Below are 23,323 nucleotides of genomic sequence, written 5' to 3'. Positions count from 1 at the left end.
TTGCTGCCGGGCTGATAACGGCAGCATTGCCGTCGCCCGGTGCTTCGTGCTGGCGAACCGCCGCGGAGCTTGCGTCATTTCCCCGGCAGGACCACCGCGCCCGACCCGTCCTGCGCGCGAGGCTGCGCGGCGAGCCGGCAGCACTGCTCGACGTAGAACACGGCGGGTCCCGCGTCGCCCGCCGCGTGCGCCGCCGCGAAATGCCCCCGCGCCGCGTCGAAGTCGCCGGCCTCGAACGCGCGCAGGCCGTCGTCGAACGCGTCGGCGGCAGCGGCGGGCAGCGGAGCGGCCGACAGCTGGACGAGCTCCAGCGTCTGCCCTTTCCCTTCGATGCGGAACCGTCCGAGCTTGCGGCGCGCGGGCCGCGCGTTCCCGGACGAGGGGGCGGCGTCGAGCCGCTCGGCGACCTCGCGGGAAGCGAGCACGCCGGTTTTCAGATACTTGTTCGCCCCCTGGATGCGGCTCGCGGTGTTCACGATGTCCCCGACCGCGCGCAGTTCGCGGCGCTCGCCGCCGCCGACTTCGCCGATGAAGACCGGCCCGCAATGCAGGCCGAGGCGCGTCGGCAACGTGGAGTCTCCGGCGGCGGCTCCGTTCATGATCCGGTCGAGTTCGATCGCCGCGCGGCACGCGTCCGCGACCGCGCGCTCCGGCTGGGACTCGGCGATCCAAAGCGACATCACTGAATCGCCGACGAGGTCCGACGCATAGCCGCCATGCGCCTCGACGACCGGGATGAAGCGGCCGAAATAGCGATTCAGCACGTCGCGCGCGGCGCCCGGAGCCAGCGATTCGGCGAGCGTCGTGTAGGACACGATATCGCTGCACAGGCACACCGCGAACACGGTCCTGCCCGGCGTCGTGCCGAGCACCGTCGCGAGCTTTTCGACCGCGCGGCGCGGCACGCCGAGCTCGATCGCCCGCTCCAGCTCGGCCCGGCGCAGCAGGTCGTCGCGATGCTGCAACGCTATCCCGAGCGCGCCGGCGATCGCGGTCGAGAACACGAGCGGCACGACGACCGGCAACCACAGGAACATCGTCGCGAACGCGAGGTACGCCGCAGCGGTATAGGCGAGGTTCGTCGCCGCGTTCGCGAGCAGCGCGGCTCGCGGACGGACGAAACCCCACGGCAGCGCCAGCAGCCCCGCGTGCAGCGCCAGCAGCGCGGCCGTCGCGGGTTCGGCGGGGCGACGCAGCCAGGACGCGTCGAGCAGGTTCGCGAGCGCGGTCGCGCACAGCTCGACGCCGCTGACGTCGACGCCCTCGGCGGTGCTGAACGGCGTCCGGTAGGCATCGATCTGCCGCGACTGGTTCGACTCCGAATACCCGACGATCACCGCCTTGTCCGCGAACACGCGCGCACCTTCGCGCGGATCGGCGACGAGCTCCAGCGCGCGCGGGTAGGGGATCGTCCGCACGGTACCGAGCGGTCCGTAGAGGTTCAACGTCAGCGGCGAAGCGTCGGGGATCCGGTGTTCGTGCCGCCTGTCGTCAGCTTCACCCTCGAACATGCGCTCGGCCAGGACCGCGGGCAGCGACGGTCGATCGCCGAGCGTCGCGACCCGCGGCCAGAACTCGATGATCCCGTCGGGTGTCTTCGCCAGCACGAACGGGGCGGTCGCTGCCGCGGCGTCCGCGAACATCGGCAGCGGCGGCACGCGCGCCTCGGTGCTGGCGACGACTTGCCCGTCGGCGGCCCGGACGAAGTCGCGCCGCACCGTCTCGGCCAGCACCACGTTGCCCGCGTCACGGATCGCGGCGGCGAGCGCCGCGTCGGCCTGCGCATCCCGCGGCTGCGCGAACAACAGGTCGAATCCGATCACGCGCGCGCCGCTCGCCGCGAGACCGGCGACGAGCTGCGCGTGCAGCCGTCGCGGCCAGGCGTCCGGACGCTCGGCCAGGCCCAGCGCCTGGGCCGAGGCCGAATCCATGCCTACAATTACGACATCGTCCGGCGGCGGCGACGTTCCGCGCAAGGCGTAAAGGGCCCGCAATCCGGGACCGCGCTCGAGTTCTCCGACCGGAGACTGCCACAGCCCGACCGCCAGCACGGCGGTCGCCAGCGCCGACGTCCACCAACGTCCGATCCCCCGCCGCCGCGACGTCCGGTCAGGGCCGCTCACGACTCGCCCACTCCCCGGAGGGACTGCGCATGACGGCATATCTGGAGCACGTGGAGCTGTTCGCCGGCCTCGCTGCGGCACAGCTCGAAGCGCTCGCGCGCGGCGCGCCGCTGCGCGTCTTCCCGCGCGGCGCCGTGGTCGTCAATGCGGGCGACGACGGGCACGGGCTCTTCGTCGTGCAGAGCGGATCGGTGAAGGTCTTCCTGACCGACGAGAGTGGTCGCGAACTCACGCTGTGCATCCTCGACCCCGGCGAATATTTCGGCGAACTCGCGCTGCTCGACGACGCCCCGCGCTCGGCTTCGGTGATGACGCTCGAACGTTGCGAGCTGCTGCAGGTTCCCCGCCACACCTTCCTCGCCCTCATCGAGTCGAACCACGAGTCGATGCACGTCGTGCTGCGCAACCTCGTGCGCCGCATCCGGGCGCTGACCGAGAACGTGCAGGCGTTCGCGCTGGAGGACGTCTTCGGCCGTATCCACCGCCTGCTCGATTCCCTCGCGGTGCCGCAAGGCGACCACCGCGTCATCGAACGCCGCCTGACCCAGCAGGAGATCGCGAACCTCGTCGGCGCGTCGCGCGAAATGGTCAATCGCATCGTGCGCGATCTCGTCGTCGGCGGATATCTCTCGATCGAGCCGCAACGCTTGGTGCTGCTGCGCAAGCTCCCCGCGCGCTGGTGATCGCCAACGAGAAAGGCCGCCGTCCTTGCGGAACGACGACCTTCGATCGGTGGGCGGGCCCTGTCGCGACCCGCCACGCGCGGCGGCGCGTCAGACGTGATGGTGGCCGCGGTCGAACACCTTCTTGACGAGGTAGGCGCCGGCGGCGACCGCGCCGGTCGTCATCAGCAGCGTCGAGGTGTGCATCGTGCGGACGCCATTCATCGCGATCTCGCCCGCGTGCGGTTTCGCGAGTTCGAGCCGGCGCTTCATCATCTCGCCGCCGAGCTCCGTGAGCCGGCTGCTGCCGAGCAGGCGCTCGGCCTTCGGCAGCAGGATCGTCTCTTCCTCCGCCGCGTGATGCAGCACGTCGCGCATCAGCGTCATGAAGGTCTCGTCGTAATCCATGTCGGTCGGCTCCATGCCGCGCAATTGCGCGATCAGGCGGTGCATTTCCTGGTGCTCGCCGACCGCCTTGTCGACCGTGCCGCCCTCGGCCATCGCCTGGCGCATCGCCGGGTAGAAAATCTCCTCTTCGAGCTGCGAGTGGATCTCGAGCGACAGACAGGCGCTGTTGACGAGTGCCTTCTTCGTCTGCGGTGCGGTGTCGGTCTCGTACTGATGGAAGATCGACAGCACGTGGGTGTGGTCGGTGCGGATCTGGTGTGTCGCGGTCGGCGCGAGCTTGCGCATCAGCGGATTCATCATCTCTCTCCGGTTGGTTCGGGGATAACGACGCTCGCGTCAGGGGCGAACGTCGTCGCTTGGCGATCGCTTGTTCCTGTGAATCGCCCAACATTCCTCTCGGGCTCGCAATCGCCGTTCCCGGCGATCGCGGCGATGAGGGCGCGGCCGCCGTCGACTCCGGCATCGGTCGTTCGGATCAAACGCGAACAGGCCGATGCGGCCCGGCTGTGGGCGGGCCCTTGATGCCGACGGCACATTCTTTCCGGTAAGTCTTACAGCCGTCTTGTAGATGTCGGAACCGGCCATCGCATCTGAGCCGGCCGCGGCATCGTAGCCAGACTCTGCATCGCAACCGGTCAGCCCCGACCGAACCGGGGCCGCTTCCGCGCGGCCGCTCAGCGGATCGTGATCGTGATCTTCCTCGACGACACCGGCGGGTTGTGCGGGATGTGCTTGTCGTCGCCCATCAGCAACTGCAGCGTGTGCCGGCCGGGCGGCAGTTCGAGCATCGTCTCGGTCTCGCCGGCGCCGAAATGGAGGTGGTTGCGGTCGGACGGGATTTCCTGGTCGGCGGGCGGCAGGTCGGTGTCGACCAGCAGGTGATGGTGGCCGGTGTTCGGGAATTTCACGTCCTTCGGCGCGACGCCCATGTTGCGCAGGCCGAACCACACCCGGAACGGTTGGCCGGCCGGCAAAACTTGCCCGTCGTTCGGCCAGCCGATGTACAGGTAGGCATCGTGCGGCGCCGCTGTCGGCCCGGCCACCGCGGCGCCGGCGAGCAGCAGCACCGCCGCGGCGGCAACGAAGGGCATGTGGATGCGCTTGTCCATCGATTCGCTCCCGGTTCGTTCGCTCGTGACACGCGACGCGCAGGCGGCCCCGTCAGGGCACCGTAATCGTGATCTTCTGGGAGAACACCGGCGGGTCGTGCGGCCTGTGGTCGTGGTCGCCGAGGAGCATCTGCAGCGTGTGCTTGCCGGGGGGAAGCTCGATGCGCGCCTCGGTTTCGCCGGCGCCGAAGTGCAGGTGGTTCCGGTCGGACGGAATCTGCCCCTCGGTGTTCAGCTCGGTGTCGATCAGCAGGTGGTGATGGCCGACATTGGGCCGTTCCACGCCTTTCGGGCAGACGCCCATGTTGCGCAGCCCCATGCGCACCCACAGCTTGCCGCCGCTGATCACCGCCCCGTCAGGCGGCCAGATGATGTACGCCTCGGCGTTCTCCGGAGAGGGAGTTCCAGCGGCCGAGGCGGACGCCAGGCTTGCTGCCGCCAATGCGGCGAGCGCGATTTCCCTGAACATGCTGGGCAATCCTCCGAGAGAAATGTCCGGCGCGAATGCAGCGGCCTCGAGCTTTTCGGCTTTTCGCGAATGCCCGGTTACGCTCGTCGAGGAGTGGGACCGCTGCCTGCGTGTGCACGGCGTCGTCGGCAGCTCGCTCCGCGCGCCCTGCCGACGTCGATTGCCTAACCAAGATTAGGCCGGAAGTCGCGGGAAAGATACATATAATGAATCGAGAAAAAGGCCTGATTCCCCGGCCGGATTTCGACCGCAGCCCCGCCGCCGGGCCCCGGCCGCGAACCTGTCTCCCTCCGCGCGAACGCCGCGCCGAAGGCGTACCGAATCGATTTGCAGCGGCGGAGCATTCCCGTCTCCCGCCGCCAGCGACATCCTCAACGACAAGACAAGCGAGGTCTGGACGTGTGGCGAGAACTACTCATCGTTGGCGCGTGCGCGACATTCGTTTCCGGCGCGGTCGAAGCGGGGGCCGGAGAGGCCGCACCGCACGGCTCCATCGCGGCCGCGTTCGACGGCCACACCGCATCGCGGCGCGTCGCGCTCGTCATCGGCAATGCGCGCTACGAGAGCGATCCGCTCGTGACGCCGGTCGCGGACGCGGACGCGATCAGCCGCAGCCTGCGCTCGCTCGGCTTCGAGGTGGTCACGCACACGGACCTGGATGCGCCGCAGATGAAACGGGCGATCGACGACTTCCACGCGCGCCTGCAAGCGGGCGGCGTCGGCCTCTTCTATTTCGCGGGGCACGGATTCCGCGTCCATGAGGACACGCTCCTCGCGCCGGTTGACGCCGACGGCAGCGCGCCTGCCGGCCTCGTCACGAAGGGGATCGCGCTGCGGGACGTCCTTGCCGGCATGGCGGCGCCACGTCTTGGCCGTCTCAATCTCGTGATCCTCGACAGCTGTCGGAACGACCCATTCTCCGGCGCGGTATCCGACGCGACCGAAGCGCTGCCCGACGACACGCTGGTCGCCTACGCTGCTGCGCCAGGCGAGTTGGCGGCTGACGGCGTGACCGCGGGCAGATTCACCGAAGCGCTGCTGCGCCGCGTCGCAATGCCCGGAGCAGGCATCGAGCATGCGCTGCGGCGCGCTGCGGCAAGCGTCGCGCGCGATACCGCAGGCGAGCAGACGCCGCGGATCTCGTCGTCGCTGACGGCGGAATTCGTGCTCGCGGGCGCCGCCGCGCCGCCCGTAGTGCTGGCCGCGGTCGACGCGGACGAAAGCGCCGGCGGGGAGGGGCGCACCCGCGGCATCCTGCCGAAGGACAGCGCCGAACAGTACGAGCTGGCGTTCTGGGACTCGATCAAGGACAGCGAGCACGCGAGCGATTACGAGGCTTACCTGAAGGTGTACCCGAATGGCCGCTTCGCCGCGCTCGCCCGTGCGCGGATCGAACGGCTGCGCGCGGCGGCGCCGAAGACCGAGACTCCCCCGAAGGCGCCGGCCGCTCCGAAAGCCGAAACGCCGGCGAAGCCGGCGGCCCCCGCGTCGCGGATGCCCGCCGCGCCGACGCCTCCGCCGGCTGCTGCGCCGACGGCCCCTCCGGCCGCTAAGCCGACGCCTGCTCCGGCTGCCACACCGCAGGCGGCGAAACCGGCGGCCGCGCCGCAGGTGAAGGAAGTCAAGGACTGTCCCGCCTGTCCCGCGCTCGTCGAGTTGCCGCGCGGCGAGTTCACGATGGGCAGTAACACCGACGATCCGTCGGAGCGGCCCGCGCACCGCGTGTCGCTCGGACGCGCATTCGCGATCGGCAAGTACGAGGTCACGAACGAGCAGTGGGCCGCGTGCGTCGCTGCGGCAGCGTGCGCGAAGCTCTCGGGCGACGAAGTCACGGCGAAGAATGCGCCGGCCCGCGACCTGAGCTGGGACGACGCGCGCCAGTACGTCCAGTGGCTGAGCAAGACGACCGGCAAGTCCTACCGGCTGCCGACCGAGGCCGAGTGGGAGTACGCGGTGCGTGGCGGCTCGACGACGCGCCACTGGTGGGGCGCGCAGATGGTCCCCGGCAAGGCGAATTGCAAGGGTTGCGGCGAACCGTGGAACCAGGACGGACCGGCGAACGTCGGCTCGTTCGCGCCGAATCCATACGGGCTGTACGACATGAACGGCAGCGTGTGGGAATGGGTCGCCGACTGCTGGCACAGCACGTACAAGGGTGCTCCGGAGGACGGGCGGGCGTGGGACGACGCGAATTGCCGCGCCCGCGTCATCCGCGGCGGCTCGTGGCGCGAAGGGGCCGACTACATGCTGTCGTCGACGCGCTTCAAGTACGACGCCGGCGTGCGCCATTCGCAGAATGGCTTCCGCGTCGCGCGGGACGCCGACTAGTCGCTTGGCAAATTGATACAAGCGTTCGCCGAGAGCTTGTCCAAGGGCAAGCACAGGGCTTCGACAGGCTCAGCCCGAAGGGTATTTCGTTGCCGGGTCAGTAATGCAACCGATCGCCTTGGACTTGGCGAAGGGCTTGCCGGGGCTTCGGCAAGCTCAGCCCGAGCGATCTTCAGCGGTCGAGTGAGCAAGAAGGCGGCGCACGTTCACCCGCCGCGCGCGCGCGTCGTGATCAGCACGAAGTCGGCGCGGATCTTGTCTGCGCCATGTTTTTCGGCGATCTGCTGCAGCCGCTCGTCGACCGCGCGCAGGTAATCCGGCCGCGCCTCGTACTCGGGCCGCATGGTGTCGAACAGCGGCTCGGGCGTCGTCACCAGCACGATCAGCTCGGTGCCGAAAGGCTTCGAGATCGTCCACTCGGCGAACGTGCCGATCTTCGCCGAATAGCGCGGCGGCGCCCGGTTCGCGCTCGCGCGCGGGCTCGGCACGAGGTGGGCAACGTTGCCGTCGAGCGCGTAGTAGTCGACGTTCACGTAGGACTCCTGCGCCGGCGTCGTCACGTCGACGACGAGGCGGTCGCCCTCGGTCAGTTCGCGGCGGTTGCCGTCCATGCGCACCGACGCCTTGTCGCCCGCCTGGTGATTTGCGGTCCAGTAGCGGCCGAAGGTCTCGAGAACCGGGCATTTCTCGTCGCTGACCGTCTGCACGTCGGTGTTCACCGTCCCGACGCCGGGGATCGCGCCGAGCCCGTCGCGCAGGCGCGTGACACCGAAGCTGCGCGGCAGATAGCCCTCCACGCGCAGGGTTCCGCCCTCGACCGATGCGGCGAACGCCGAGCACGGCACGCGCGCGAGCGCCGGCGTGACCGCGGCGAGCGACAGCGGCGGGGTTGCGGGCGCCTCGGCGGCGGTGGGAGGTTCGGCCGTTGCGGGCGCCTCGTCGATCGCCGGGACCTCCTCCTCGGGGATGACCGCCGGCGGTGCCGAGCCGGGGCCGAGCGTGCCCGACGGTTCGCGGAAATAGAGCAGCCCGAGGGCGACGAGCGCGACCGCGGCGACGCCGGCGATCCCGGCTGCGGCCGGCGTCGTGACGCGGCGCTCGGGGTTCATCCCGGCGAGGAATTGTGCGACGGTCGGCGTTCGCGCTTCGCGGTCGAACGCCAGCGCGTTGCGCAAGGCTCGCCACTGCCGCGCCGGCAGCTTCTTCGGCCGCTGCGGCCGCAGTCCCGCGGCGCGCGCCTGCGTCGCCGGCAACTGGCCGAACGGATGCGCGCCGGTCAGCAGCTGGTAGGCGATGCACCCTAGCGCGTAGATGTCGTCGCGCGGATCGGGCTCGCGGTGTTCGAGGATTTCCGGGCTCGCGTACGCGGGTGTGAGGCCGCCGAGCGTCCCGGCGTCGAACACGGTCGCTTCGGCTTCCTCTTCGGAGCGGCGGAAAACGCGCGCGATGCCGAAGTCGATGATCTTGACCTGTCCCTTGTCGGTCACGAAGACGTTCGCCGGCTTGAAATCGCAATGGACGAAGCCGCGCTCGTGCGCGTACGACAGTGCGTTGCCCATGCCGACGATGATCGGCAGCGCCTGCGGATACGGCAGGCCGTGGAAATCGGGCGCGCGCAACCGTCGGCTCAACGGCTGCCCGGCCAGGTACTCCATCGTCAGGTAGACCATCGAGCCGTCGCGGTCGAAGTCGTACACGGTGACGATGTTCGGATGCGCGAGCGTCTGCGCCTTGCGCGCCTCGCGCTGCAGCGCGATCAGCGATTTCGGGTGGCCGCGGAACTGGACGTTCAGCACCTTGATCGCGATGTACGGGTTGCGGTCGGACGCTTCGAGCTTGCGCAGGTCGAGCGCCTTGTACACCGTGCCCATGCCGCCGAAGCCGAGACATTCCTCGAGCAGGAAGCGGCCATTGATCGTGTCGCCGACGCCCTTGACGCGCTCCGCTTCGGGCGTGGCGGCGCCCGGCGCGGCGGCGTGAGCCGACGGCGCGGCCCCGGCGATCAGCATCCGCGTCTGGTCGTCGTTCTCGGCGTGGCCGGACTCCGCGAGGTGCTCGATGCGGCGATGGACTTCGGCATAGACATCGGGCGGCAGCGGGATTTTCGTGTGCTCTTCGCTGAGGATTTCGAGCAGGCGCGCCGAGTCGTTGCGCTCGGCCGCGAGCGCCTGGTCGACCTCGGCGAAAAACTCGTTCGGAGAGAGACCGCCGGCCTGAAAAGCATGCAGCGCGTGTGAAAGGCTCGCCATGCGCTTCCCCTCAGCCGGCCTGGCATCTCCCGGGCCCGGATTCTCGTTCGCTGCGGATGACGAGGATGAGCCCGGCGAGCGCGCGTGCCGGACGATGCGTGCATCGCGGCGTGGTGTCGGACGAAGGGAGCAACCGCGGCGTCACCGGCATGGATTCCTCATTTGGGGTTCAAGAAAAATATAGTCCATCTCGAACGGCTTGGCCGGACGCGGAAAGCGCCGGCGGGTAACGGGTTGGCGGGCGGGTCGCGCGGGACCGCCGGCGGCCCGCGCCGGGGCCGGCAGCGGAAGGTGTTCGCAATTTACCGACAGGTGCCGCGCGCGTTGTTCGGCGCGGCCCACCAGCGCAGTCGTCGTCGTTTCCGCTCGCGGGCCCGGAAATCGCGTGATGCCGGAGAAAAACTACGAAAAATCAGTTAATTAAGTGATTTTTGGGGCGGCCGTCGCCCTGCTGGCACGCTCTCTGCGATAGGTCTGTCGAGCGCACCGAAGTGCTCGAATCAGACCCCCAACCTCAACGACGTACCAGGAGAACCGCCATGAAAACGCTGACGATCAAGGACCTTTCGATCACTGAAGAGCTGGGCCACGACGCGATGAGCGAAGTGCGCGGCGGCATGAAGCTCGGCCCGTACTATCCGTGGTACGGCTACTCTGACAACTCGGTGAAGAACTTCTCGTTCGACGCGATCCAGCAAATCAACCAGGGGCAGCAGGTCGCGACCGACGTCAATAAGAACGTCGCGGTGCTCGGCGGCATGGCGTCGCCGTCAGTGCCCGTCACTGCCAAGCAGCACGCCGACATCACCAACAACGTGACCTTCTGATTTTCCTCTCGGGTGGAGGCCGCGGGCCTCCGCACCGAAGACGACGACCCTTTCCCTCCAGGAGAACTGCAATGACGACGCTGACGATCAACGATCTTTCGCTTTCTGAAGAACTGGGCCGCGCCGCGATGAGCGAAGTGCGCGGCGGCATGACGATGGGGCACTACGGGCTGTTTCCGTGGTACGGCCACTCCGACAGCTCGGTGAAGAACTTCTCGTTCGACGCGGTCCAGCAGATCAACCAGGGGCAGCAGGTCGGGACGAACGTCAACGCCAACGTCGCCGTACTCGGCGGCATGGCCTCGCCGTCGGTGCCGGTGACCGCGAAGCAGCACGCCGACATCACGAACAACGTCACGTTCTGACGACCGACCCGCAGGGGCGGCGGCTCCCCCTCCGCCCCTGTCCCGACCTCCATCCGCCGATGCCCACCGCGACGATGCGAACCCTTGGAAAGCCGCCGAGCGACATGGACAGCCGGAACCGCGTGTCCCGGCCCCGGTCGAATTTCGGTGGACCTGCGGGTCTGGCGGAAGCGGGGGAACGGGGGATGCGTAACACGGCGATCATTCCCGAATCCGAAGGCCCGGTGACGGCCTATCTCGAAATGACGGGGAGCGGCAAGGTGTTCCCGCTGCACGATGAAGTCGTCATCGGCCGGGACCCGCAGGACTCGCTCGCGTCCGACCGCTTCCTGTGCATTCCGGACCACACCGTCAGCCGCCGGCACGCGCGCGTGTGCCTCTCGGGCGGCGAGTATTTCATCGAGGACCTGCATTCGTTCAACGGCACTTTCGTCGGCGGCGAACGGCTGACGCCGGGCACCTGGCACCCGCTGCACGACAACGACGAGGTGTCGGTGTCGTCCGCGCAACTCGTGTTCCATTCGCTGCTCGTGCCGGTCCGCGAAAGCCTGCCGACGCTGATCAAGCAGACCGTCGACGCGACGCAATACGCCCGCCCGCTGGAGACACCGGCCGACGGCGGCGGGAGCGATCCCGAAGTCACGATCCGCAAGCTGCACGCGATGGCGCAAGTCGGCATCGCGCTCGGTGCGGTCACGGACTCCGCGACGCTGATCGAGAAGATCATGAACCTGATCTTCGAGCTGTTCCCGCTCGCCGAGCGCGCCTTCATCCTGCTCGCGAAGAACGACGGCGAGGCGCCGGTCCCGGTCGCCGCGCGCCGGCGCGACGGCACGGTCGAAGATCCGGCGTCGGTGCGGATCTCGCGCACGATCGTCGACGAAGTGCTGAACAGGAAGCTGTCGATCCTGTCGGTCGACACGCTCGCCGATCGGCGTTTCGGCAACCAGGAATCGATCATCGCGCAGGCGATCCGCAGCGTGATGTGCGTGCCGCTGCTGCTCGAAGGCGACGTGCTCGGACTGGTGCAGGTCGACACCTCGTCCGACCCGTACGCGTTCAAGGGGCCGGACCTCGAAATGCTCACCGGCGTGTGCGCCGAGATGGCCGTCGCGCTGAAGAACTTCCAGCTCTATTCGGACATCGAGCGCCTGCTCGACGGCTTCGTCCGCGCGTCGGTGCAGGCGATCGAGGAGCGCGACCCGGTGACCGCGGGGCATTCGTTCCGTGTCGCGAGCTACGCCGAGAACCTCGCGAAAGCGGTCGATCGCGCCGACGGCTCCGAGCTGCGCGCGGTCCGCTTCACCGGCGAGCAACTGCGCGAGATCCGCTATGCCGCGTTGCTGCACGATTTCGGCAAGGTCGGCGTGCGCGAGCACGTGCTGCGCAAGGAGAAGAAGCTGCATCACGCCGAGATGCGGCGGCTCGAACTGCGCTTCGACTACGCATGCGCGAGCCTCGAACGCCAGGCATACCGGGCTCTCGCCGAGCGGCATTGCGAACACGGGCTCGATCTCGCGGCGTTCCGCGACGAAAAGCGGTGCATCGACGAGCGGCTGCGCGACGAGTTCGCGCAGCTCGATGGCTTCCTCGCGACGATCCGCCGTGCGAACGAGCCCGCGATCACGCTGAGCGAGCGCCTCCCCGAGCTCGACGCGATCCTCGACTACCGCTTCGAGGATGCCGCGGGCGGCCGCGTGCCGTTGCTCGACGCCGAAGATTTCCTCGCGCTCAGCGTCGCGAAAGGCTGCCTGACCGCCGACGAGCGCCGGCAGATCGAGGCGCACGTCGCGGATTCGTATTCCTTCCTGATCCTGATCCCGTGGACGCGCGACCTCGCCGGCGTGCCCGCGATCGCGCACGGCCACCACGAAAAGCTCGACGGTTCGGGCTATCCGATGGGGCTGCGCGGCGCACAGATCTGCGTGCAGACGCGGATCCTGACGATCTGCGACATCTACGACGCGCTGACTGCCGGCGACCGGCCGTACAAGAAGGCCGTTTCGCTCGAAACGGCGCTCGACCTCCTCGACGCGGAGTGCCGCGCCGGGCACCTCGACCCGCGGCTGTTCCGCGTGTTCGTCGAATCGAAGGCATGGGCCGCGGCCTGACGCCGGCCACCCGACACCGGAGCGAACGATGCTGCGCCAACCGACCCTTCCGTCCGTCCTGCCGCGCTGTGCGCGCATGCCGCGGAGCACCGCGAGCGACGGCCGTCGGGGCCGCGGTTTGTCGCGGAGCGTCCGCCTGGTGCTCGCCGCCGCCGCGCTGGCGCTGCTCGCCGGCTGTGCGGGCCTCGTCGATGTGCCCGAGCATGCGCGCCCCGAGACGCCCGAGAAGACCACGTGGTCGCGGCCGAACGTGTCCGCCGCCGACACGATCGCGCCCGACTGGTGGCGCGCGTTCGGCGACCCTTATCTCGAGCAGCTCGTCGACCGGGCGATCGCCGGCAACTTCGACGTCAAGATCCTCGCCGCGCGCATCCAGGTCGCGAAGGCGCAGATCGCCGAGGCGCGCGCTGGCGCGCTGCCGACGCTCGACATCGGCGCCGGCGCGAGCTTCGAAAAGAGCACCGGCCAGAAATTCTCCAAGACTTTCAACCTCGGCACGCAGGTGAACTGGGAGCTCGACGTTTGGGGCAAGGTCGAGAAGGGCGTCCAGGCGCAGACCGCGGAATTCCGCGCGTCCGAAGCCGACTGGCGCGCGGGCTACCTCGCGCTGGTGTCCGACGTGTCGTCGACCTACTTCCAGATCCTGCAGCTCGACGAGCAGGTGGACCGCCAGCAGCGCGCGCTCGAACGCAACCGGCTGATCCTCGACACCTACACCGCGATGCTCGGCCAGGGGCTGATCCCGAAGACGCAGGTGCTGCGCCAGGGCGCCGAGAACAACCGGTTGACGAACGACCTGATCGAGCTGCGCCGCGCGCGCGAGCTTGCCGGCAACGCGCTCGCGACCCTGCTCGGCGTCGCCGCGGGCGAATTCACGGTGCCGCCGGGCCACCTCCAGGACCGCGTCAAGCTGCCGGTCGTGCCCGCTGGACTGCCGTCGGGGCTCCTCGCCCGCCGGCCTGACATCGTCGCCGCCGAATTTCGTGTGCTCAGCGCGTACGACCTGGTCGGGCAGGCGAAGCTCGCGCAGCTGCCGTCGATCAGCCTCACCGGCCGCGCCGGCACGTCGAGCTTCGCGCTCGGCGATCTGCTGAAGTCTTTCACCTTCGGTTTCCTGCCGAGCATCAACATCCCGGCGTTCGACCCCAGCATCAAGGCGCGGCTGAAGACCAGCGAGGCGCAGACGAAAGTGTTCGAGCACGAATACCAGCGCACCGTGATCGGCGCGTTCGAGGAAGTCGAGAACGCGCTGACGAACCTCGACGCGCACAAGCAGCAGCGCGTCGAATTGCAGCAGCAGATCGAGCAGTTGGAGGTCGTCGCGGAACAGATCGCGGCGCAGGTGCGCGAGGGCGTGGTGTCGCAGCTCGAAGTGTTCGAGAGCGAGCGCTCGCTGCTGTCGGCGCAGCTCGCGCTGCTCGCGAACCACCAGCAGATCCTTGCCGACACGGTGACGCTGTACAAGGCGCTTGGCGGCGGCTGGCCCGCCGTCGAGGTCGCGAACGCGCCGCGCGAGCCGCAATCCGCGCAGTAGCTCGGGCGCGAAGATCGCCGACGAACACCTCAACGAGGCGTGCATGACGGTATCCGAACATGACCGATGACGGCGCGTTCATCGCCGAAGCGAGCGCTCCGGCGGGCCGGGAGACTTCGGTGCTCCTGCGCGCGGTGTCGCACCCGGAATTCGGCGACATCCTGATCGACGCGACGCCGTTCGCGGTCGGGCGCAACGAGCTGCCGTTCGCGTCGTACGACCCGGACGTCGTCGCCGCGCTGTCGCGTCGTCACGCCCGGATCTTCTGGGAAGGCGGCGAGCTGTACGTCGCCGACCTCGGCAGCAAGAACGGCACGAAGGTCAACGGCGCGACGGTCGGCGACACCGCGTGCCGCCTGCACGAGCGCGACGAGCTGCGCTTCGGCGACGTGCTGTCGTACCGCGTCAAGCTACTGCCGCGCGCGCGTACTCCCCGAAAGGCCGGCACGCTGCTGAGCCTGACGCTGACGCCCGAGCGCGACGACCTGCTGCTCGAACCGATCGTCATCACGCGCTTCCCCTTCCTGGTCGGCAAGATCGACGACGTGTTTGCGCGCTATAAGGAGGCTTATCCGCATCAGGTGACCTACGTGTCGCGGCGCCACGCGCACATCTTCGTCAAGGACGACGTGCCCTTCATCGAGGACCTCGGCAGCACGAACGGGACTTTCGTCGGCGGCACGCGGCTCGACGAGCGCGCGGTCGAGCTGCACGACGGCGACGTGCTCGCGTTTGGCGGCAGCCACTTCGTCTACAAGATTGGCCTGCAGCGCGAAGTCGAGACCGAACCGACGCTGACGCGCTTCCGCCCGTCCGTGCCGTCCGCGGACGGCGGCAACGCCGACAGGACGACCTTCGTCGCCGCGCCGGACTCCTTCCTTGACATCTTCTGCCTCGCGCCGCCATCCGCCGACGAAGCGGCGGCCGAGGCCGCGCCGAAAGGCGATGACGCGGTCCGCCCGACGCCCAAGCGCGAGCGCCGCGCTGCGGTGTTCGCGCGCGAGTTCGGCCGCGCGTTCGCCGGCGAGGACCGTCGCGCCGGCCGTCGCGCGCTGAAGTGGAGCCTGCCCGTCCTGCTGCTGATCGCCGCGGCGGCGGTCGGGCTGCGGCTCGCCGGCAGCGACGAGCGCGAGCTCGAAACGCTCGTCGCGGCGGGTGACTACGCGCGCGCAGCGAGCGTTGCGGACGCGCAGCTCGCGCGCGATCCGCGCGACGCGGGCGTGAGGACGATCGGCACCGACGCGATCCTGAAGGCGAAGCTGCCGCAATGGATTGGCGAGGTCGAAGGCGGCGAATTCGACGCCGCGGGCGCGGTGCTCGCCGAGATGAAGGCGCCGGTGCGGCACAACGCCGAGGCGCAGGCGCTGCTCGCCGAACTCGGCTGGGTCGCCGACATCGAGCACTTCGTCGCCGGGCGCGGCGGGCCGGACGCGCCGATCCGCATTTACGGCGACGAGGCCACGATCCGTGCGCTCGTCGGCCGCTGGCAGGACGATGCGAAGGCGCACCAGCGTGCGCTCTCGCGGGTCGCGAACGTCGTGCCCGAGTTCCGCGAGCTGCACGCCGAGGCGCTGACGCACCTGCGCCGGCTCGAAAGCGACGAGTCGGTGTATCTCGCGGCGATCGACCGGCTCGACGAGACGATCGGGAGCGATCTCGCGGCGGGTCGCGCGGAAGCGCTCGGCGCGGTGCTCGACGACTATGCCGGCAAGTATCCGCGCCTCGCCGGCATCGACCGGCTGCGCGAGGACTTGCGCCAGTACGTCGCGCTCGACCGCGAGCTGCGCGAGCGCCGGCTCGGGCCCCTCGTCGCGCGGCTCGCGACGCTGCAGTTCGCGACGCCACCCTTCCAGCGGCAATTCGCGCAGCTCGGCGCCGGTGCGCTGCCGTCGGCGGAGACCGTGAGCCGCTACCGCAGCGCGTCCGACGCGTGGCGCAAAGGCGAAACCGCACAGGCGCTCGACGCGCTGCGGCGGATCGATGCCGGGCCGTGGGCCGACGCTGCCGTGGAGGAGTTGGCGCGCAAGGAAGCGATCGCGCGGGAATTCGGCGCGCTGCAGCAGGGTGGCGCCGCGAAAGTCGGTGCGAAAGCGGGCGACACGAAGGGCCGCGACGCCGGCACGCGCGACGAGCGGCTGCTCGCGTTCCACGCGTCGCTCGACCCCGACGAGGACGTGTTCTTCGTCCGCGCGACCGCGGCAGAAATCGGTGGGATGCGCGGCAAGGCGCTCGCGCGTGCGAGCGGTTTGCTCGACCGCGCCGAGGGCACGTGGAGCGCCTATCGCACGAGCGGCGGGATCGGCGGCGAGCAGCGCCTCGAATCCGCGGTGTCGCCGAAGTTCCGCGAACAGGCGCGCCGGCTCGCGGACGCGCAGGCCGACGCGACCCAGGGCGTGCGCATCCACGAGATGCTGAAGGCCGACGTCGCCGAGCGCTGGCGCCGGCTCGCGGACGAGATCGACACCGAAGCGGCGCTGCAGCGCCAGTCGCTGCAGGAACTCCACACGGTGCTCGAGCCGGGCGTGCTGCAGGCGAAGCTCGCGCTGATCGGGGGACGGAGCGATGAAGAACGAAAGCAACCTTAAGCCGCTGAGCGACGCGCTCGAGGACCACAGCGCCGAAGGCATCGCGATCCTGAGCGCCGAGCCCGGCCGCTTCAGCCAGATGCTCGTCGTCGCGATGGCGGTGATGATGCTCGCGGCGCTCGTGTGGTCCTTCGTCGGCCGCGCCGACGTGATCGTCACCGCCGACGGCGTGCTCGCGCCCGAATCGGACGTGCGCCGCGTGTACGCGCCGATCGACGGCGAGCTCGCCGACATCTACATGGAGCCGGGGCAGCCGGTGTCCCAAGGCGACGTGATTGCGCGGCTCGACGCGCGCGGTGCGGTCGAGGCCGCGGCGCAGGCGCTCGAAGCGCAGCTGAAGCTCGAGGACGCCGAGCGCGAGTGGAAGAACTTCCCGGACAAGAAGGCGCTGCTCGAACGCCGCGCCGCCGCGCTGAAGCAGCAGATCGAAGTCGCGCTGAAGGTGCACGAGAAGCGCACCGCTGAGGGGACGACGAAGCTCGCCGAGGCGCAGCGCGCGCAGGTGCTGCAGGCGCGCAGCGAACTCGACAACGCGCGCCAGCTGCGCGACGCGGCGCGCGAGGAGATGGCCCGCTTCCAGCGCCTGCTCGCGCTGCCGGGCGGCGGCGGGGTGTCCGAGCTGCAGGTCGAACAGAAGAAGACCGCCTATCTCGCGGCCGAGAACGCGCTGCGCGCGGCGCAGGGACGGCTCGGCGAACTCGAATTCCGGCTGTCGCAGGAGTCCGACCGCGCAAGCGTCGAGTTGGAGACGAGCGACCAGGAGCTGACGCGGCTGCGCCTGCAGTACGACGCCGCGCTGCGCGAGATGACGAACGAGGAGAACAAGCTGCGGCTGCAGCTGCAGAGCGCGCGGCTCGCCGCGAACGCCGCCGAACGCGTCCGCTTCGAGAACATCGACAAGGACAACTTCCTGTTGATCCTCGCGCCGGTGTCCGGCGTCGTCACCGATGTCGCGACGACGCAGCCCGGTGACAAGATCCAGGCGAACACGCCGCTCGGCGGCATCGCGCCGAAGGACGCGCGCGCGGTGCTGAAGCTGCAGATCGCCGAGCGCGACCGCGCCTTCCTGCGCGAAGGGCAGCCGGTGAAGCTGAAGTTCGCCGCGTTCCCGTACCAGCGCTACGGGCTGATCGATGGCAACCTCGAATACATCTCGCCGACCACGCTGCCGGCAGCGAAAACCAAGGAACCGGTCTACGAAGGACATGTGGCCCTCGCGCGCGACCACTACGAGGTCGCCGGCGAGGCCTACCCGGTGCGCTACGGCATGACCGCGGTCGCCGAGATCGTCGTGCGCGAGCGGCGGCTGATCGACCTCGCGCTCGACCCGTTCCGCCAGATCCGCGGTTGAGCCGCGCCCGTTACCAGCAAGGAGCCCGAGATGACGGCGATAGTGCGAATCGACGACGAGACGATCGGCAGCGAGGATTTCGTCCGCATCCTGAAGCTCTCCGGCCGCTTCGAGAGCCTGATCGACGAGATCGTCCGCGATCGCGTCGCGGTGCACGCCGCGAAGAAGCAGGGCATCCCGGTGTCGCCCGACGAGATCCAGGCGCGCGCGGACCAGTTCCGCCGCGTGCTCGGCCTGCACCGCGCGGCGGACATGAACAACTACCTCGACGGGATGGGCGTCACGCTCGACGAGTTCGAGGCCTTCATCGTCGATGGGCTGTACCAGGAAAAGATGATGGAGCGCGTCTGCAGCGAGCGCGCGGTCGAGGAATATTTCCAGCTCAATTCGCCGCGCTTCGATTGCATCGAGGTCAGCCACATCGTGCTCGAAACCGAGGACCAGGCGAAGGAGATGCTGTCGCTGCTCGAAGAGGAGCCGGACAGCTTCGCCGACCTCGCGCGCGAGCATTCGATCGCCGACACGCGCGACGACGGCGGCTTCGTCGGCCGCGTGCTGCGCGGCTCGCTTAAGACCGACGTCGAGGCGAAAGTCTTCAACGCTGCGGTCGGCGATCTTCTCGGACCGTTTCCGGCGCCCGACAAGTCCTTCCACGAGATCTTCCTCGTCAGCGCGAAGCACCCGGCGCGGCTCGACGACGACACGAAAGCCGAGGTGCGGCGCCTGTTGCGCGACGGGTGGCTCGCCGCCCGCGCCCAGGAACATGTGATCGAAGCGCGCTGAGCGCGAAGGCTGCAGCATGGACGTGCCCCCGAACAACGCCCCCGTCGCCGATTTCCTCGCGGACTTCCTGTCGTCCGTTGAGCTGCTGTCGCCGTTTTCCGCCGACGAGCTCGAACAGCTCGCGGCGCAGGGCGAGCGGCGCTTCCTCGCGTTCGGCGAGACGCTGTGCCGCGCCGGTGACGACGCGGCCGGCGTGTTCGTGATCCTGTCGGGGTCGGTGCGCGTGTTCGCCGACGAAGGCGGAAAGGAGACGAGCCTCGGCGTGCGCAAGGCGCGCGAAGTCGTCGGCGAAATGGCGGCGCTGCGCGAGTACCGCCACGAGTTCTCGGCGCGCGCGTCGGCGAAGACCGAGCTGCTGTACCTCCCGCGCACCGCGTTCGAGCCGGTGCTCGCGAGGAATCCGGCCGCGCTCGCGTTCGTCACGAGCTTCGTCGCGATCGGCTCGGCCGGCGGCGTCGTCGCGCGGCTCTTCGACCTGCGTGGCAAGGTCGACCGCGCCGAGCTCGAAGAGCTCGTGCGCAGCGTCGGCGTCAAGCGCGTCGCCGCCGGCCGCGAGATCCTGAAGCAGGACGCGCGCGACGACCGGCGGCTGTACGTCGTGCGCCAGGGCGAAGTGCGCCTCGTGAGGAGCGAGCAGGGCACCGAGTTCCCGTTCGCGACGCTCGGCCACGGCGAGATCTTCGGCGAGAAGGCGTGCCTGATGCGCCAGGAGCAGCCGGCGAGCGCGGTCGCGGTCGTCGATACGACGCTGCTCGTGATCCCGGAAAAATCCGTCCACCAGATCCTCGAACGCCACCCGAAGCTGCGCGAAGTGCTCGAAGAGCGCATCCGCGTCCACGAGCGCGAGTTGCAGCGGCGCAAGACGCTCGCGGAGCGTCGCCAGCTGCGCGTGATGCTCGACCTGGAGTCGAAGCCCGAGTTCGGCGAACGGCTGATCCGGCGCTTCCCGCTCGTCGAGCAGGCCGAGGAGATGGACTGCGGCGCGGCCTGCCTAGCGATGATCTGCCGCCACTACGACATCCCGATGACGCTCGGCAAGCTGCGCGAGATGGCGAACGTGACGACGCAGGGCGCGACGCTCGACAGCCTCGCCCGCACCGGCGAGACGCTCGGCTTCACGACGCGCGGCGTGCAATGCACGTTCGACGCGCTGCTCGGCTTCGAGCTGCCGTTCATCGTGCATTGGGAGGGCTACCACTACGTCGTCGTGTACGGCGTGTCGAAGGCGCAGGTGTGGGTCGCGGATCCGGGCCTCGGCTTCCGCAAGATGACGGTCGAGGAGTTCGAGCGCGGCTGGAGCGGCACCTGCCTGCTGTTCACGCCCGGACAGAACCTCGTCCAGCTCGCCGCCGAGCGCTCGCCGTGGGTGCGCTTCGTCGGCTACCTGCGGCCGTACAAGAAGATCCTCGCGCATCTCTTGATGGCGACCTTCGTGATCCAGATGCTCGGCCTCGTGCCGCCGATGATCATCCAGAACATCCTCGATGGCGTGATCGTGCACGAGAACGTCAGCCTGCTGCATCTGCTGATCGTCGGGCTGATCATCGCGAACCTGTCGTCGCAGGTTGTCGCCACGGTGCGCGCCTTCCTCGCGAACTTCATGGTGCGCAATCTCGACTTCTCGATGATGTCGCACTTCTTCAAGCACACGCTGTCGCTGCCGTTCTCGTTCTTCGCCAAGCGCAAGACCGGTGACATCATCGCGCGCTTCCAGGAGAACCAGACGATCCGCGCCTTTCTGACCGAGGCGACGATCAACACCGTGCTGAACCTGCTGATGGTGTTCATCTACTTCACCGTGCTGTTCCTCTACAACGCGAAGATGACGCTGCTGTTGATCGCGTTCGTGATCCCGATCATGGCGCTGACGGTGTTCGTGACGCCGCGTATCAAGAACTACGCGCGCGAAGTGTTCAACACCGGCACCGACGCGCAGGCTTTCCTGATGGAAGCGCTCGGCGGCGTCGAGACGGTCAAGGGCATGGGCATCGAGCGCCCGGTGCGGCTGAAGTGGGAGAAGAAGTACGCGAAGGCGCTCGAAGTGCAGTACCGCGCGCAGATGTTCAGCGTGAAGGTCGGCTTCGCGAGCCAGTTGCTGAACGCCGCGACGACGATCGCGATCCTGTGGGTCGGCGCGACGCAGGTGCTCGCGCACGAGCTGACGATCGGCCAGCTGATGGCGTTCAACGCGCTGATGGGCAGCGTGCTCGCGCCGCTGATGGGACTCGTCGCGCTGTGGGGCCATGTGAACGACGCCGCGGTCGCGATGGAGCGGCTCGGCGACGTGCTCGACATGGAGCCCGAACAGAAGCCCGAGGACGCAGGGTCGCGCGTAGTGCTGCCGGACCTGCAGGGCGACATCCGGTTCGACGGCGTGTATTTCCGCTACGGCGGCGACGAGACCGCCTACGTGCTCGAGAACATCAGCTTCGACATCAAGCCGGGCGAGCTCGTCGCGATCGTCGGCAGGAGCGGCTCGGGCAAGACGACGCTCGCGAAGCTCCTCGTCGGCTTCTACCCGCCGACCGACGGGCGGATCCTCGTCGACGGCTACGACATGGCGACGATCGACAAGGCGTACTACCGCGCGCAGGTCGGCTACGTGATGCAGAGCAACCTGCTGTTCTCCGGGACGATCGCCGAGAACATCGCGAGCGGCGACGTCGCGCCGGACCGCCGCCGCATCGAGGAGGTCGCGAAGATGGCCGACGCGCACGCGTTCATCCGCAAGCTCCCGCTCGGTTACGAGCAGGTCGTCGGCGAACGCGGCGTGGGCCTTTCCGGGGGGCAGATCCAGCGCCTGTGCATCGCGCGCGCGCTGTACCACGACCCGCGGCTCTTGGTGTTCGACGAGGCGACATCCGCGCTCGACACGCAGTCCGAGAGCAACATCATCGGCAACATGCAGGAGATCCTGAAAGGCCGTACCGCGGTGATCATCGCGCACCGGCTGTCGACGATCATGCGCGCCGACAAGATCCTCGTGCTGTACGAAGGTGCGATCGTCGAGCAGGGCCGCCACGACGAACTCGTCGAACGGCGCGGGATGTATTACCAGCTCGTGCAGAAGCAGCTCGCTGCCGCATGAAGATCCTGCCCCCGCGCGGCCGTGCCGGGTCCGCGATCTCGTACGCCGGGTTGCTCGAAAAGATCGAGATCCTGCGCTCGGCGCTGCGTTGGGCGCCGACGCTCGCGCGCCCCGACATCGAGAAGCTGTTGCGGCAGACGAACGCATTGCGCGACGAGGTGATGCAGCTGTCGCACAAGGAGCGCTTCGTCGAGGCCGCCGCTGCCGGAGCGGAGCCGGCCGCGGCCGAGCCCGTCGTCTCAGCGCCCGGCGAGCGGCGCCGCGCGCTGCTCGAACGCAGCTTCCAGTTCGAAGGCACGTTCGGCGACAACCCGCTGCTGCTCGAAGCGCTCGAAATCGCGGAGAAGGCCGCACCGACCGATCTGCCGGTGCTGATCGACGGTGAGAGCGGCACCGGCAAGGAGTTGATGGCGAAGGTCATCCACGCGAACGGCGCGCGGGCCGACCGGCCGTTCGTGTCGGTGAACTGCGGCGCGATCCCGGAAAACCTGCTCGAATCCGAGCTCTTCGGCCACCGCAAGGGTGCCTTCACCGGCGCGGTCAGCGACCGCAAGGGCAAGTTCGAGAGCGCGCACACCGGCACGATCTTCCTCGACGAGATCGGCGAGCTGCCGCTGACCGGCCAGGTGAAGCTCCTGCGCGTGCTCGAATCGCACGACATCCAGCGCGTCGGCTCGGACGAGCGGATCACCGTCGACACGCGCATCGTCGCGGCGACGAACCGCAACCTGCGCAAATGGAGCGAGGAGGGGCGCTTCCGCGAGGACCTCTTCTACCGCCTCGGCGTGATCCACGTGACGCTGCCGCCGCTGCGCGAACGTCGCGACGAGATCCCGTTGCTGATCGCGTTCTTCGGCGACGAGGCGGCCGAAGCGCTGAAACGGCGGCCGCTGAAAACGACGCCGCGGCTGCGCGACTTCCTGCTGAACTACGCCTATCCCGGCAACATCCGCGAGCTGCGCAACCTGATCTACCGCCTGTCGTGCCTCGCCGGCGACACCGCCGACGTCCAGCACCTGCCGCCGGACATCCGTCCGGGCGCGCCGCGCAGCGCGGGCGCGGAGTTGGAGACGGCGACGCCTTCGGCGGCCGGGGCCGCGCCGGCTTCGCTCAGCGACGCGAAGCGGGCGGCGAGCGACGAGGCCGAGCGGCAGTTTCTCGAACGCGGCCTGCAGGAAGTCGGCGGCACGGTGTCCGAGCTCGCGCGCCGCTGCGAGATGAACCGCTCGCATCTGCAGACGCTGCTGAAGAAGCACGGGCTGCACTCGAAGGATTTCCGCAACGCGGCCCGCCAGCGCGAGGAGCGCCGCTGAAGCGGGCGCAGGGCGGGA

16 protein-coding genes are annotated in these 23,323 nt (G+C 69.0%); 11 read left to right on the top strand and 5 right to left on the bottom strand.

Annotation, left to right across the window (positions count from 1 at the left end; genetic code table 11):
- Positions 1-74 precede the first annotated feature (74 nt).
- Entirely contained in the window at positions 75-2,123 is a 2,049-nt protein-coding gene (locus ROZ37_RS14185; RefSeq protein WP_312660235.1) for an adenylate/guanylate cyclase domain-containing protein, read from the bottom strand.
- Positions 2,124-2,152: 29 nt separating this feature from the next.
- Between ROZ37_RS14185 and ROZ37_RS14180 the strand changes: the two genes are divergently transcribed.
- A complete protein-coding gene (locus ROZ37_RS14180) occupies positions 2,153-2,806 on the top strand; it encodes a Crp/Fnr family transcriptional regulator (protein WP_312660234.1) in 654 nt (217 codons plus the stop codon).
- Between the two features lie 90 nt (positions 2,807-2,896).
- Here ROZ37_RS14180 and ROZ37_RS14175 read toward each other — a convergent pair whose 3' ends face one another.
- The 3 genes from ROZ37_RS14175 to ROZ37_RS14165 form a co-directional block, all read right to left on the bottom strand.
- A complete protein-coding gene (locus tag ROZ37_RS14175) occupies positions 2,897-3,493 on the bottom strand; it encodes a hemerythrin domain-containing protein (RefSeq protein ID WP_312660233.1) in 597 nt (198 codons plus the stop codon).
- Between the two features lie 374 nt (positions 3,494-3,867).
- Positions 3,868-4,302, bottom strand: a complete 435-nt coding sequence (locus ROZ37_RS14170) for a DUF4399 domain-containing protein (protein ID WP_312660232.1) — start codon at positions 4,300-4,302, stop codon at positions 3,868-3,870.
- Between the two features lie 52 nt (positions 4,303-4,354).
- Positions 4,355-4,771 (bottom strand): DUF4399 domain-containing protein, encoded by a 417-nt coding sequence (locus ROZ37_RS14165; protein ID WP_312660231.1) that lies wholly within the window; start codon positions 4,769-4,771, stop codon positions 4,355-4,357.
- Positions 4,772-5,170: 399 nt separating this feature from the next.
- On the opposite strand from ROZ37_RS14165, the gene ROZ37_RS14160 reads away from it, so the two are divergent.
- Positions 5,171-7,099, top strand: a complete 1,929-nt coding sequence (locus ROZ37_RS14160; protein WP_312660229.1) for an SUMF1/EgtB/PvdO family nonheme iron enzyme — start codon at positions 5,171-5,173, stop codon at positions 7,097-7,099.
- Between the two features lie 206 nt (positions 7,100-7,305).
- Here the strand turns inward: ROZ37_RS14160 and ROZ37_RS14155 are convergent, their stop codons facing one another.
- Positions 7,306-9,348 carry a protein kinase domain-containing protein gene (locus tag ROZ37_RS14155; protein ID WP_312660228.1) on the bottom strand — a complete coding sequence of 681 codons (2,043 nt, stop codon included), beginning with the start codon at positions 9,346-9,348 and terminating at the stop codon, positions 7,306-7,308.
- A 539-nt stretch (positions 9,349-9,887) separates the two neighbouring features.
- Here ROZ37_RS14155 and ROZ37_RS14150 point away from each other — a divergent pair.
- The 9 genes from ROZ37_RS14150 to ROZ37_RS14110 all read left to right on the top strand — a co-directional run bounded on the left by ROZ37_RS14150 (position 9,888) and on the right by ROZ37_RS14110 (position 23,305).
- Positions 9,888-10,175: a hypothetical protein gene (locus ROZ37_RS14150; RefSeq protein WP_312660226.1), complete on the top strand. Its 288-nt coding sequence runs from the start codon at positions 9,888-9,890 to the stop codon at positions 10,173-10,175.
- A 71-nt stretch (positions 10,176-10,246) separates the two neighbouring features.
- Positions 10,247-10,540, top strand: a complete 294-nt coding sequence (locus tag ROZ37_RS14145) for a hypothetical protein (protein WP_312660225.1) — start codon at positions 10,247-10,249, stop codon at positions 10,538-10,540.
- A 185-nt stretch (positions 10,541-10,725) separates the two neighbouring features.
- Positions 10,726-12,651, top strand: a complete 1,926-nt coding sequence (locus ROZ37_RS14140) for an HD domain-containing phosphohydrolase (protein ID WP_312660223.1) — start codon at positions 10,726-10,728, stop codon at positions 12,649-12,651.
- A 28-nt stretch (positions 12,652-12,679) separates the two neighbouring features.
- Positions 12,680-14,185 (top strand): efflux transporter outer membrane subunit, encoded by a 1,506-nt coding sequence (locus ROZ37_RS14135; RefSeq protein WP_312660221.1) that lies wholly within the window; start codon positions 12,680-12,682, stop codon positions 14,183-14,185.
- Positions 14,186-14,244: 59 nt separating this feature from the next.
- Complete coding sequence (locus ROZ37_RS14130) at positions 14,245-16,770, top strand: FHA domain-containing protein (protein WP_312660219.1); 2,526 nt, start codon at positions 14,245-14,247, stop codon at positions 16,768-16,770.
- Positions 16,748-18,121 carry an HlyD family efflux transporter periplasmic adaptor subunit gene (locus ROZ37_RS14125; protein WP_312660217.1) on the top strand — a complete coding sequence of 458 codons (1,374 nt, stop codon included), beginning with the start codon at positions 16,748-16,750 and terminating at the stop codon, positions 18,119-18,121. Before ROZ37_RS14130 ends, ROZ37_RS14125 begins: the two co-directional genes overlap by 23 nt.
- Before the next feature lie 30 nt (positions 18,122-18,151).
- Positions 18,152-18,904 carry a peptidylprolyl isomerase gene (locus tag ROZ37_RS14120; RefSeq protein WP_312660215.1) on the top strand — a complete coding sequence of 251 codons (753 nt, stop codon included), beginning with the start codon at positions 18,152-18,154 and terminating at the stop codon, positions 18,902-18,904.
- Positions 18,905-18,920: 16 nt separating this feature from the next.
- Complete coding sequence (locus ROZ37_RS14115) at positions 18,921-21,992, top strand: peptidase domain-containing ABC transporter (protein ID WP_312660213.1); 3,072 nt, start codon at positions 18,921-18,923, stop codon at positions 21,990-21,992.
- Positions 21,989-23,305 (top strand): sigma-54 dependent transcriptional regulator, encoded by a 1,317-nt coding sequence (locus ROZ37_RS14110; RefSeq protein WP_312660212.1) that lies wholly within the window; start codon positions 21,989-21,991, stop codon positions 23,303-23,305. The genes ROZ37_RS14115 and ROZ37_RS14110 overlap by 4 nt, the downstream gene beginning before the upstream one ends.
- Positions 23,306-23,323: the final 18 nt, after the last annotated feature.

Origin of the sequence: Aromatoleum sp., assembly GCF_032027225.1 — a bacterium.
GTDB lineage: Bacteria > Pseudomonadota > Gammaproteobacteria > Burkholderiales > Rhodocyclaceae > Aromatoleum.
The sequence above is the reverse complement of the archived record's forward strand: the minus strand, read 5'-3'. Positions and strand labels throughout refer to the sequence as shown.